The organism is Paraburkholderia sp. Clong3 (assembly GCF_050436485.1).
Lineage (GTDB): Bacteria > Pseudomonadota > Gammaproteobacteria > Burkholderiales > Burkholderiaceae > Paraburkholderia > Paraburkholderia tuberum.
The window spans coordinates 339,460-352,245 of sequence record NZ_JBNDMH010000001.1 but is presented as its reverse complement, the minus strand read 5'-3'; the positions used below and the strand labels follow the sequence as shown (position 1 = coordinate 352,245).

9 protein-coding genes are annotated in these 12,786 nt (G+C 64.3%); 4 read left to right on the top strand and 5 right to left on the bottom strand.

What is annotated here, in order from left to right:
• Positions 1 to 11: 11 nt before the first annotated feature.
• Together OKW30_RS01775 and OKW30_RS01770 are read right to left on the bottom strand one after the other, a co-directional pair.
• On the bottom strand, positions 12 to 341 hold the full coding sequence (locus tag OKW30_RS01775; RefSeq protein ID WP_187631739.1) for a hypothetical protein: 330 nt from the start codon (positions 339 to 341) through the stop codon (positions 12 to 14).
• 68 nt (positions 342 to 409) lie between these two features.
• Positions 410 to 1,717 carry a tryptophan leader peptide gene (locus tag OKW30_RS01770; RefSeq protein ID WP_429345806.1) on the bottom strand — a complete coding sequence of 436 codons (1,308 nt, stop codon included), beginning with the start codon at positions 1,715 to 1,717 and terminating at the stop codon, positions 410 to 412.
• A 413-nt stretch (positions 1,718 to 2,130) separates the two neighbouring features.
• Here OKW30_RS01770 and OKW30_RS01765 point away from each other — a divergent pair, with 413 nt between their 5' ends.
• Together OKW30_RS01765 and OKW30_RS01760 are read left to right on the top strand one after the other, a co-directional pair.
• Positions 2,131 to 2,616 (top strand): adenosine-specific kinase, encoded by a 486-nt coding sequence (locus tag OKW30_RS01765; RefSeq protein WP_429345805.1) that lies wholly within the window; start codon positions 2,131 to 2,133, stop codon positions 2,614 to 2,616.
• A 51-nt stretch (positions 2,617 to 2,667) separates the two neighbouring features.
• A complete protein-coding gene (locus OKW30_RS01760; protein ID WP_429345804.1) occupies positions 2,668 to 3,570 on the top strand; it encodes an ATP adenylyltransferase family protein in 903 nt (300 codons plus the stop codon).
• A 42-nt stretch (positions 3,571 to 3,612) separates the two neighbouring features.
• On the opposite strand, the gene OKW30_RS01755 is transcribed toward OKW30_RS01760, so the two are convergent.
• A complete protein-coding gene (locus tag OKW30_RS01755; RefSeq protein WP_429345803.1) occupies positions 3,613 to 5,265 on the bottom strand; it encodes an FAD-dependent oxidoreductase in 1,653 nt (550 codons plus the stop codon).
• 566 nt (positions 5,266 to 5,831) lie between these two features.
• Between OKW30_RS01755 and OKW30_RS01750 the strand changes: the two genes are divergently transcribed.
• A complete protein-coding gene (locus OKW30_RS01750) occupies positions 5,832 to 6,539 on the top strand; it encodes a DUF4410 domain-containing protein (RefSeq protein ID WP_429345802.1) in 708 nt (235 codons plus the stop codon).
• A gap of 18 nt (positions 6,540 to 6,557) precedes the next feature.
• On the opposite strand, the gene OKW30_RS01745 is transcribed toward OKW30_RS01750, so the two are convergent.
• Positions 6,558 to 7,781 carry a YeeE/YedE family protein gene (locus OKW30_RS01745; protein ID WP_187630561.1) on the bottom strand — a complete coding sequence of 408 codons (1,224 nt, stop codon included), beginning with the start codon at positions 7,779 to 7,781 and terminating at the stop codon, positions 6,558 to 6,560.
• A gap of 555 nt (positions 7,782 to 8,336) precedes the next feature.
• On the opposite strand from OKW30_RS01745, the gene OKW30_RS01740 reads away from it, so the two are divergent.
• Positions 8,337 to 10,667, top strand: coding sequence for a filamentous hemagglutinin N-terminal domain-containing protein (locus OKW30_RS01740; RefSeq protein WP_429345801.1), 2,331 nt, complete (start codon positions 8,337 to 8,339; stop codon positions 10,665 to 10,667).
• A gap of 72 nt (positions 10,668 to 10,739) precedes the next feature.
• Here OKW30_RS01740 and OKW30_RS01735 read toward each other — a convergent pair whose 3' ends face one another.
• Entirely contained in the window at positions 10,740 to 12,755 is a 2,016-nt protein-coding gene (locus tag OKW30_RS01735; RefSeq protein WP_187630563.1) for an acyl CoA:acetate/3-ketoacid CoA transferase, read from the bottom strand.
• Positions 12,756 to 12,786: the final 31 nt, after the last annotated feature.

The following is a 12,786-nucleotide window of genomic DNA, read 5'->3' as shown; positions in this document are numbered from 1 at the left end:
GGCTACAACGTCTACGCAGGTGTGAAGACGACAGCGCCATGCTCGGCAACTTGCGCGAAGGTCCGAGCGAAGCGGTAGGCCTGTCCTTCAATGACCAACTGGTTGAATCCTGACCGCGTGGTCTCCAGAAGCGCGTGGACCAGCTTGTTCGGAATGGCCGCGCAGCTTGTCCAGTCCGCGTCTGGCTCGCCAGGATCACCAAGGTAGACTTCGCAATTTTCGCCTTGAGAGAGCACAAAAATCAGGCTCTTTCCTTTGTCTAGCGAAAGCTCCAGGTACTCTGAAAGCGTAGATACCGCCTCGGTCGCTACATCGAGCGGGTCGCGAGAGGAAGAGTTCATAAGTGGCCTTTTGTGGGTCGGGCGTGGCATCCAAATAGGTAACAAGACATGGCACACCTCGAAGACGATCAGACCGGCAACTGGCCGGGCGCACCATCCAGAATGCGAAGCTTGTCGTCGATGTCGGGAAGCTGATGGCCAGCCGCGCGAAGCTCGTTCACAAGCCGATGCGCAGTAGCACAACACTGCGCAAGCGTCTCATGCAGTCGCGGTTCGCCCCGCAGACCGGTCACCACCTTTTCCAGCTCGGAGGGGGGCTCGCTTAGCAGGGCGGGAACCACCTCTTCCGGCGGAATCAGCGACCCGTGGCTCAAAAGCTGGGCCGTCCACTCGCATCCATACAGCAGCGTCCGTCGCTCAGCCCGTTTCGCTTCTTCCTGCTCCAGAGTCGCGAGACTGTGCCGGTTCTTGTGAATCGAAGCGCGCCAGGTCGCAAGTATGTCGGCGCGCAACGCTGCAATTGCATTGCCGAGCGACGTGCTCTGTCCGCCAACGACGAGCCGGCGTTCGTCGAGCCTGTCGACGTGGTCCCGGTATCCTTCGAGGAAGGGCTGCCAGTTCAACGGCAATTCGGTCGTCTCGGAGAACGACCGGCTAGTCTCATTGAGCTCGGTCCTGATGTCCTCGATGGCCCGAGCGTCGGCGAGCCGTGCCTCATAGACCTCGTGAGCCGTCACCATCTGGCGATGAAGGGCGAAAAGGGGATTCTTGTGGCGGCGTTGCAGGTGTCGCTCGGCGGCGCCGGGATGAGCGCTCCATCTCCAGTTGGGCAGCGATTTCGCGTCGAAGTCGACCGCGTCTATCATGGGCCGGAATACCGCCAGCCCCTCTTCGGTTGCATGCTCAAAACAGTCGGCCAGTTTGAAGTCGTTGCCTTGCAGGTCGGTGCCTTCGTTCCCGGCGTAAGGCGAGTCCGGTGCGAGCCTGAGGAAGGCGGTAGCGAGGAAAAACTCCATGGGTAGCTCGACGGACAGACCCTCCAGTCGGAAGGTGCGCTGTTGAGCGGAAAGGTCCTCGACAGAATGCGCGAGGCGGTTTTCGAGGTCGAGGAGCGAGTCGATCTTGTCGCCGGACGACGGTTGCATCGCGTCGGCGAGCAGGCACAAAGACTCGCGCACCATTTTTGCCGCGATCGTGCCGTGCTTCTCGGCAAAAAGCCACAACCAGAGGGCAAGCTGATACCCCCGGACTCCGTTTCGCGCGAGCGTTTCGACTTCGGGCGTAAAAGTAATTCCAGGCGCGGCCCAGTTCGCAAACGGCGGCGAGTCGCTGCCCAGATACATATCCAGAAGCTGCTTCAACGACTCATGCGTGCCGCTCGGCCAGCTTCGCGTCTCGTCGTACCGCTTCTCGGTCTTCCAAAGTTTCCAGGCCATCGTGAACCTCGCAAGAGTGTGCGGGATGCGGCTTGGTGAAGATACTTGCACACTCGGTCGGGGGCGTAAACCGGCGGTTGACCTTGTTGACCCGGAGAGGTCGCCGCGGTGCGAAGGGGTTTAAAGCGGGTCAAAACGCTATGAGGATGAATCGGCTTTTGGTCGATCAGTGCCGCCATAAGCCAGGCTTTCTCTGCCTGCTCGATCCTGGACCGGCGCGACCCGGAAGCGGTGTCCGGGCGCGTTCGAATCCCGCGGCTCGTGGTCGGTCGAGGTTTCGCTCACGCGCGGTTAGTACTAGGCTAGAAGCCGGATCGACGAAGACCGGCTGACGCGCGAACCATCCACGGTCGCGTTGGCCTGTGTTCGACGTGTTTTCATCGGCGTGTTGCCGCAATGGAGCGAGGTCCACCATGCAATTGTCCGCCGTCAAGGTCGTCAAGCCCGAAGCGACCAACTTCATTCTCGGGCAAAGCCACTTCATCAAATCTGTCGAGGATATTCACGAAGCGATGGTCGGCACGGTGCCCGGCATCAAGTTCGGTCTCGCGTTTTGCGAGGCTTCCGGCAAGCGCCTCGTGCGGCGCTCCGGCACCGACGAAAGCCTCGTCGAGATGGCATGCCAGAACGCAACCAACGTCGGCGCGGGCCATAGCTTCTTCGTGTTTCTGGGCGACGGCTTTTTCCCCGTCAACGTGCTGAACACGATCAAGGCCGTGCCGGAGGTCTGCCGCATCTTCTGCGCAACGGCGAATCCCGTCGAAGTGCTGATCGCTGAAACAGATCAGGGGCGAGGTATCGTCGGCGTGATCGATGGTTTTTCGCCGGTCGGCACGGAAAGCGCGGAGGACATTCAATGGCGCAAGGATCTTTTGCGCACGATAGGCTACAAGCTGTAGCGGCTGCGCGTTCACCCGCTTCACGCGCGCCGCCACGCCTGCCGACATGCTATGGAACGACAACGACGCCTGATTCCGGGCACGCTATGGCCCGCCATTGTGCGACAGACCGGACATGCGCTGAGCTGCGGCGCGCTGCGACCGATCGACACGCAACAGTCCGTGATCGACAGCGGCGGCATCCGCTTTCTCGTGCGTCAGGTGTCGAGCCTGACGCGCAAGGAACAGCAACGCGAGCAAGCGCGAAAGCTGCAGACGGCAAAGCACCCTCAGGCGAACCCATTTCTTCCCTATGAGCCGGATCTGTTCGTCGCCGACATCTCCGATACTCACCTCGCGTTGCTGAACAAGTTCAACGTGATCGATCATCATCTGCTGATCGTCACGCGCGAATTCGAACCGCAGGAAGCGCTGCTCGATCTTGCCGATTTCGAAGCGCTGCTCGCGTGCATGGCCGAATTCGACGGCATCGGCTTTTACAACGCCGGCACGCAGGCGGGCGCGAGCCAGCCGCACAAGCACCTGCAGATCGTGCCGCTGCCGCTCGGGGAAGCCGATCCGTCCGTGCCTGTCGAGCCCTTGCTCGGTGCGGAGAACGGCTTGCCGGATCTGCCGTTTCGGCATGCGTTCGCACGCTTTCACGCCGATGATCTGGCTCGCGCGGATGCGCCGAAGCTGGCGCTTTCCCGCTATCGCACGCTGCTCGACGCGGCGGATATCGGCGCGCTCGAAATCGACCGTGCCTGCTGTCATGCGACGCCCTACAACCTGCTGGTCACGCGGCGCTGGATGTTGCTCGTGCCGAGATCGCAAGAGCGAGTCGAAGGCGTGTCGGTCAACGCGCTCGGCTTTGCGGGTTCGCTGTTCGTGCGCGATGCGGCTCAACTGGATGTGATCGAAAGGCTCGGCCCGATGACGGTATTGGAACGCGTCGCGCTGCCTGCGAATACATAGCGGCCGCGCAACCCGATCGCGCAGCAGACTCACGCGACGAACTCAAGCTCCGTCCGACTGCAAATACCTGTGCGCGAAAGCAATCGCCATGCTGCCCTCGCCGACGGCCGAAGCGACGCGCTTCACAGGACTCAGTCTCACGTCTCCGCACGCGAACACGCCAGCCACGCTCGATTCGAGCAGAGAAGGATCGCGCTGATGCGACCAGCGTCCGGCCTTGACGACGTCATCGCCGGTCAGAACGTAGCCGCGCACATCGCGCGCGATTTCGGGCGGCAGCCACTCCGTCTGCGCATCCGCTCCGATGAAGACGAACAGACCGCCGCAGTCGTGTCGGCTCACTGCGTCGCTCGTCGAGTCGCGAACGCTGATGGCCGTCAGATGCGTATCGCCATGCGCGCCGACGACTTCCGAGCGCAGCCGCACCGCGACATTCGATTTGCCCGCTAGCTGTTCGACGAGATAGCGCGACATGCCCTTTTCGAGCGAATCGCCGCGCACGACGAGCGTCACGCTGCGCGCATGATTGGCGAAGTACAACGCCGCCTGGCCGGCCGAATTGCCGCCGCCGATCAGATGGACATCGAGGCCGTGCGTCGCGCTCGCTTCGCTGCGCGCCGCGCCGTAGTAAATCCCCTTGCCGATAAAGCGGTCGAAGCCGTCGATCGCAAGCCGCCGCCACGTGACGCCCGTCGCGAGAATGATGGTTCGAGCGTGCACGGCGTCGCCGCCATCGAGATGAATCCGCCGCGCCTGCACATCGATGCGCTCGACCGAGCGCGTGACGAGGATCTCCGCGCCGAGCCGCCGTGCCTGTTGCAGCGCGCGGCTCGCGAGTTCGTCGCCGGAAACACCATTGGGAAAGCCGAGATAATTTTCGATGCGCGAGGACGTGCCCGCCTGTCCGCCCGGCGCCTCGCGCTCCAGCACCAGCGTGCGCAGACCTTCCGACGCGCCGTATACGGCGGCAGCCAGCCCCGCGGGGCCGCCGCCGATGATCGCCGTGTCGTATCCGGCCAGACGCGGCTGCGTCTGGAGGCCGAGCAGTCCCGCAAGCTCGCGGGTCGCGGGCCGCCTCAGCACTGTGCCGTCGACGAGGCGCAACGCGGGGCACTCGCCTTCCGTCGGACACGTGCCAGGCCAGCGCGCGGCCAATTCGGGCGCATCCGGCGCCAGCCAGTCGACGCTGATCTGATTGCGCGCGAGGAACTGACGCAGCAGCGTGCACGCATTGTCCCAACGGTTGCCGACGATCGTCACACGCGCCTTCGGCGGCTCGGCGGAAAGGCTTTGCAGCCCGCCGATGCGTTCGCGCGCGAGCGCGCCCATCTTGAACGCCACGTCGGGCGACGCCGCCGCGAGCGCATAGTATTGCGGCGCGTCGACCCGCATCACGCGCGAAGGCTCGGCCGCTCGATACGCGCCCGGAAACGGTGAGCTCAGCGCGAGCGGCACTTCGCCGAAGATCGTGCCGGGCAGACGCCAGCCCAAGGTTCGCTCGATGCCGTCGAACGTCTTGATGACTTCCATCTTGCCCGACAGCACGGCGTATAACGCGCGCTCGCCGCCTTCATGGACCGCGAACTCGCCCGCGCATAGATGCAGGTCGGCGCACGCGTGCACGAGGATTTCCAGTTCGCTGTCGGGGAGGGTCGAGAACAGCGGCACGGCGCGGATGTCGTCGATCGTCAGCATGGCTTGATTTTCCGTTCTGTCGGGCAGATGACGCAACGCGCGGTTGACCGGGTTTCAGCGGCGTCATGTCGGACGATTGGACTCGCGCAAACGGATGTGCAGACAAGGCGCGAAGTCAGCAACCGCACCGACCCAGTATAGGATTTTCAGATCGCGATGCAGACGATCGAGCCATGGGTGCGCTTCTGAAAGACCTAAGCTGGATGAACGGCCGCGATATGAATGCCGTATTTCGTCGCTGCCATGCAACTAGGGTCTGTTTACATATGGAACGCACGTGCGAATGCCCGCTATCGGCCGCAGGGCAAGGAGTAAGGAGCGCTGCGTGGCCGCGCCACGTGAGCGACGCACGACGCCGCCATGCGGCCGATAGCGGGCATTCCCCTGGAATGAAATTCAGAACTGGGGTTGCCGCGAGAAGGGCCGCTCGCTGCGTCATGCTCCTTGCGAATACGTCGAGTATTCGCGGCGTCGCAATCCTTGCGAGCGGCCCTTCTCGCGGCAACGCACGTGCGTTCCATATGTAAACAGACCCTAGTACCAGGCGATCAGCGTGGAGGTGCGCAATGGTGTTGCGATGGGTGCGAATGGTATGTCTGGCGACGTACGTGTTTGCCAGCGCGCAAGGATGTCTGGCCGCGGATTCGTCGGCAGCGCTCGCGGCTCCTGTCGCGCCGCCGGTCGTCTATGTCTCCGATTTCGATCTCGACGCCGCGAACATCGCCCCTGACAGCGGGCCAGGCCACCGCGCGCGAGGCATCCTGGGCAATCTCGTGCCTGAAGGCCCGCTGCGTCAGCAGCAAGATCCGCAGGCGCGTGCGCGAGACATGGTTGCGCTGATGGCGCAATCTCTGACGGACGATCTGAAGAAGGCCGGAGTAGACGCGCGCCGCGTCACGCCGGGTGAACCGCTGCCCCACGACGGCTGGCAGGTGCGCGGCGTTTTTATCAGTGTCGATGAGGGTAATCGGCTGCGTCGCGCGATGGTGGGTATGGGCGCGGGCCAAAGCCAGTTTCAGGTCGCGGTTTCCTGCGATAACCTGGCTACGCCGGAGTTACCGCCGCTCTATGAAACTGTTGAAGAGGGGGCGAGCAGGGATATGCCGGGCGCCGTGATCAAGCTCAACCCGTACGTGATCGCCGCGAAGGTCGTTCTGTCCGGCCGCGATGAAAAGACGGCGGTCAGGAAAAGCGCGGAGCAGATCGCTGACGAACTCGCGCGACGGCTTCAGACGGGTGCAAGGGAGGCCGGCAGCGCAGCCCCCGCCCGATAGGCGGCCGAAGCCGCCCGCTCAGCAGCCCGTCTGCTTGACGCGCTCGACCGCGAGGCCGAACACCGGACGCAGCTTCGTGCCGACCACGTTGCCGAAAAATGCCGAGACGAGCCACAGCCAGCCGTGCAGGCTGCCCGACACGATGCCGCTGAAGTACGCGCCGATATTGCAGCCGTACGCGAGGCGCGCGCCGTAGCCGAGAATCAGTCCGCCGATGATTGCCGCGATCAGCGAGCGCAGCGGCAGACGCCACACCGGCGCATAGCGGCCGGCCAGCGAAGCGGCAACCATCGCGCCGATCACGATGCCGATGTCCATGACCGACTTCACGTCGTGGCTGATCGGTGCGGCAAGGGCGGCCGCGTTCGGGCCGGTGCTCCACACATGCCAGCTCGCGACGTCGACGCCCATCGCGGAGAACGCCTTCGCGCCCCACAGCGCGAACGCCGACGTGACGCCCCACGGATGGCCCGACAGCGCGAGCGTCGCGAAGTTGAGGATCGCGAGCACGACGCCGCCGGTGAGGAGCGGCCACGGGCCATGCAGCCACGGCGATGCGTTCGGGGCGCGATCCACGCCGCTGACGAGACGGCCGTGACGGCGCTTTTCGATCAGCACGCTCAGCGCCGCGATGGCCGCGAACACCACGAGGTTCAGCGCGATCGCCGGGCCGACGCCGAGCGTCTGCACGAGCGAGATCGGCGGCAGATGCGGCAGCGCGGACCAGAACGGCATGTGCGCGGTGCCGATCACCGAGCCGATGATGAACGCGATCAGCGTGACCACCATCCGTGTGCTGCCGCCGCCGACCGTATACAGCGTGCCGGAGGCGCAGCCGCCGCCGAGCTGCATGCCGATGCCGAACATGAACGCGCCGATCAGGACCGACGTGCCGACCGGCGACACTTCGCCGACGACCGGATGACCGAATAGCGTGCCGGCGGAAAGCGCCGGGAAGAACAGCAGCACGCCGATCGCGAGCATCAGCATCTGCGCGCGCAGGCCGGCGCCGCGGCCGTCGGCGATGAACACGCGCCATGCGGACGTGAAGCCGAACGCGGCGTGATAGAGCGTGACGCCGAGCAGCGCGCCGAGGACGTACAGCGCGGCCTGTTTCACGCTGACGGTCTGCGCGAGATAGATCGCGCCGAGCACGACCAGCGCGAGCGCGACGGCGAGCGGCTTCGGATTGATATTGACGAGACGGCGGGGCGCGCCGAACGGCGTGGAGAGATCGGACATAGTGAGCGGGGCGGGCACGCTTGTCGCGCGAGGGCGGCACGCCTATGAAACGGCGGTCGCTGCTCGGGCGGAGGGCCGCGAATAATCGTTTTTGGGAAAGCTCGCGAGTATACCGAAATGTCGCGTTGCGGCTGTTGCCCAGCAAGGTTCGCGCTGCCCGATGGCAACTCCGGGCGCGCACGGTGCCGCCAGGCTGCAAGGCCCGCCGCACGGGGGCTTGACGGTGGTCGGCCGCGCTTGAAACCAGTGACTTAATAACCTCCCGTAATAACGGTATTTCAAACTGGCATTGAAATCGTTATCAAGATGGAAGGCGACGGTAATCCCGTCCCGGTCGCGCAACAACATTTCGGGCCGAAATATCGACCAAATCAGCCACGGTCGTTAAGTGGCGACGAGGCGAACTGCTAATCTTCATACGCGGCGACTCACGCGTTTCCGGTCGGCTCCACGGGTCGTTGGCAACCGTTTCGCGCGAGCGTGGAAGGGGGATGTATGAGCACTCGAAGGCCATCTCTGCTGCGGCAACGTCCATCGCAACGCCGTCGTGCAAGCGTGCGAATTTCATTTGCCATCGCCATTTCGCTGACCGGACTTTCCACGACGCACGTCGCGTGCGCGGCCGGTACCCTGCCGCAAGGCGGGCATTTCGTCGCCGGCTCGGGAAGCATCACTCAGAACGATGCCGGCATGAGCATCACGCAAGCGGGCTCGCGCGGCATCATCGAATGGAACAGTTTTTCGATCGGATCGTGCCGCACGGTGTCGATCAACAACGGCACGGGCGCGACACTCAATCGCGTGACGGGTAACGATGTGTCGGCGATCTACGGCACGCTGAAGGGCACCGGCAGCATCTACCTCGTCAATCCGCATGGCGTGCTCATCGGGCCAGGCGGCGTGGTGTCGACGGGAGGGCGTTTCGTCGCGTCGACGCTCGACGTCCCCAACGACGTCTTTCTCAACCCGCCCGCGTTCGGTGGCTCGGCTTACACAGGCAGTTCCACGGCGGATGTAGTCAATCTCGGCAAGATCAGTTCGTCGGGTGGGGACGTGTTCCTGATATCGGCCAGCAAGGTCACGAACGCAGGGACGATCGATGCGCCGAACGGCAATGTCGAACTCGTCGCAGGCCGTCAGGTCCGGCTCTTCGACGGCAACTTTCAACAAGTCTTCGTGGACATGGGAAGCGGCGGCACGGTGACGAACTCAGGCACGGTACGGGCGGCGATCATCAACGTGCAAGCCGCCGACGGCAATATCTTCGCGCTCGCGGGTCATTCGGGCGCCCTGCGCGCCACCGGCACCGCGACGCGCGACGGCCACGTCTGGCTCGTCGCGAACACCACCGTCAACGGGGTCGTCGTCAACGCCGGCAACGTCGATGCGCGCGGGGCGCAAATCAGCGCGCGTAACGCGGACGGCAGCGGCGGCACGCTCGACATGTCCGGCAAGGACGTCAAGGTCGGCGGCGCGGATGTGCGGGCGAAAGCATGGAACATCACCACGGGGGACTTCACCGCGGACGTCCCCACCGCCAACACGCTCGGCGCAAGTCTGAGCAACGGCGCGTCCATCTCCGTGCTCGCGAACGGCGCGGACGGCAAGCTCGGGGCGACCGGCGAGGGAGACATCGCGATCGAAGCGAGCGTGCGCTGGCACGGAGCCTCCTCCCTGACGCTCGACGCGGCGCACTCGCTGACGATCGCACCGCAGGCGACCATCGCCAATAGGGGCACAGGCTCGCTCACGCTGTCCGCCGACACCTATGGTTTCGACAACGGCGGCAGTCTGACCAACCAGGGCACGATCGACTGGTCGCGAAGCATGGGCATCGTCAGCGGCCTGTACGACATGAACGGCAGCTACACGCCCGGCACGGTGTACACCAACGTATCGTGGCACCCCGCGCCGTTTACTGGGCTCGTCACGCAGTTCACGGCCTATCAGCTCGTCAACTCCATGACGGACCTGAGCGCGGTGAATAACAACCTCTCCGGCAACTATGCGTTGGGCAGCAGGGGGCTGGAATTCGCGGGTGCGCCGGAGTTCGGAGGCATCGGCACCGCCGCGAATCCGTTCACCGGTCAGTTCGACGGCATGGGGCATCTCCCCGCGGATCTGCGTCTCTCAAGCGCGGCCGATACCGGACTCTTCGGCGTGATCGGCAAGAGCGGCGTCGTGCGCAATTTCACGCTCGCGGACGGCACCGCGACGTCCTCGGGAGAAACGGTCGGCTTGCTGGCCGGCATCAACTACGGATACATGGTGAACGTCGGCGCAACGGGCGCCATCGGTGCCCCGGGCAACACGAACACAGTGGCCGGCGGTCTGGTCGGCGAGAACTTTGGGCGCATCGAGCGTTCGTGGGCGGGCGTGAACATCATCGGCGTGGGCCAGATCGGTGGGCTGGTCGGGCTCAACGATGGCCGCATCGATCAGTCTTTCGCGATCGCCCCCGCATCGGGCGGTGCGCAAAGCACGGTCGGCGGACTCGTCGGCACGAACCATGGCGTCATCGGCCGATCGTATGCCTACGAATTCCTGAACGGCGGCGCGACTGTCGGCGGACTTGTCGGCATCAATACGGGCTTCATCCGCGAGTCGTATGCCGCGTCCAGACTCACGGCGGGCGCGAACTCGACGGAGGGCGGTATCGCGGGCACGAACAGCGGCCGGATCGCGGCGAACGTGTTCTGGAACAGCCAATCGTCGGGGGCAGCGGCGGGTGTCGGTTCGGGCACGGCGGTGGCCAGTTCGAGCGGACTCACGGACACCCAGTTGCTCGAGCCGGCGAGCTTCGGTCCGACGTGGGATTTCAGCGCGAACGGCACGTGGGTCGCGGGATATCCGGGGCCTCAGTTGGGCTGGCTGGCAGGGCACTGACATCGAGGGTCCGACAGAACCCGGCGCGGGCACACTCGGCCTTCGGTGCCGCGATCACGATGCAAGCCGGATTCAGCGGTTTGACGACTGTTCGCGCAGGTAGGCCTGCGCTTCCGCCTCCGTCTCATAGACATAAGGTGACAGCCCGCGCCGCGTAAGGGCGCCACCCAGCTTGGCGCGCATGAAAGCGCTGGTAGTAAAGCGTGTTACGCCGAGATAGTAGCGCTGCACCATATCCTCGACCATTTCGACGTACGCGTCCTCCAGCGCGGGGTCCAACACGAAACCCTCGTAGTTCACCACTGCATAAACCTTGTGGTCCAGTGGTTCGCAGACGCGGCATACCTGAGTCCGGATCGCCGCGATGTCGTCGGGACGCTTCACCTCGAGGCGCGCGAAATTGAGAAACATGATGTTCTTGTCGTCGTCGTAGATGAAGCGCGCTTCCAGCGGCAGTCGCAAAACATTCGAGCGCAGGCCCATCGGTTCAGGCAGGAAAATCCGCTCGTCCATCTGCGTGGGCGAACGCAGGATCGGTGCGAAGTCCATCCTGGCCAGAATATCGCGCTCCAGATCGACGCCCGGTGCAATCTCGATGAGTTCCATGCCCTCGGCGCCCAGCTCGAACACGCAACGCTCGGTGATGTAGAGGACCGGCTTGCCCATTGCCGCCGCATACGGGCCAGAGAACGTGCGATGCTCGACTTCCTCGATGAATTTCCTGGCGGTGCCGTCACGGTGGATACGCAGCTTGCCGTCGACGACTGCAATCTGGCTGTGGCCCGCCATGAAAGTGCCGACGAACACGACTTTCCTGGCATTCTGGCTGATGTTGATGAAGCCTCCGGCACCGGCCAGGCGCGGCCCGAATTTCGACACATTGAGGTTTCCCATGCGATCGGCCTGCGCGAGGCCAAGAAAGGCGACGTCGAGCCCGCCGCCGTCATAGAAATCGAACTGGGCGGGCTGATCGATGATCGCCTGCGCATTGGTCGCCGCGCCGAAGTTCAAGCCTCCCGCTGGAATGCCGCCGATGACGCCGGGCTCGGTGGTCAGCGTCATCAGGTCGAGGATCCTTTCCTCGTTGGCGACGCTGGCGATGCCTTCGGGCATGCCGATCCCGAGATTCACCACGCTGTTTGGCTGGAGTTCCATTGCCGCGCGTCGCGCGACCACCTTGCGCTCACTCATCGGCATCGGCGCCACACTGCTCGCGGGGATCCGGATTTCGCCGGCGTACGCCGGACTGTATGGTGTGGCAAAGGTCTGCTGGTGGTTCTCGGGCGGCGCCAGCACGACGCAATCGACCAGCACGCCGGGGATCTTGACCTGTCGCGGATTGAGCGAGCCGCTTTCGGCGATGCGCTCCACCTGGACGATCACGAGGCCGTGACAGTTGTGCGCGGCCATGGCGATCGCGAGAGCCTCCAGTGTCAGGGCTTCGCGCTCCATGGTCACATTGCCTTCCGGGTCGGCAGTGGTGCCGCGCACGATCGCGACGTTGATCGGGAAGGCCTTGTAGAACAGATATTCCTCGTCGCCGATCCGCATCAACTCGACCAGATTCTCGGTGGTGCGCTCGTTCAGTTTGCCACCACCGAAGCGCGGATCGACGAAGGTGCCGAGGCCGACTCGGGAGAGATGGCCTGGCTTTCCGGCCGCAATGTCGCGAAACAGGTGGCTGATCACGCCCTGCGGCAGGTTATACGCCTCGATCTGGTTATCCACCGCAAGCTGCTGTAGCTTCGGCACGAGGCCCCAGTGTCCGCCGATGACGCGCTTGACGAGTCCCGGCGTCGCCAGGTGGTTCAGTCCGCGTTCCTTGCCGTCTCCCTGGCCGGCCGCATAGACTAGCGTGAGGTTGGCGGGCTTTGGGAGGGTGACTAACGTATCCTCGTCACGCGCCGTACAGAGTTCCTCGATGGCAATGGCGATGTCTTCGGCGAAGCCGATGCCGACGAAGCCACCCGTCGCGACCGTATCGCCGTCGCGGATCAGGCGCACGGCATCGCGCGCCGACGCCACTTTGCCGGACGAGCGGGAAAGGATGGCCGGTGAAAGCGCCCCCGCGGTTGATTGCGTGCTCACGTTTCACCTCGCCTGATGCGAGCGCGACTGG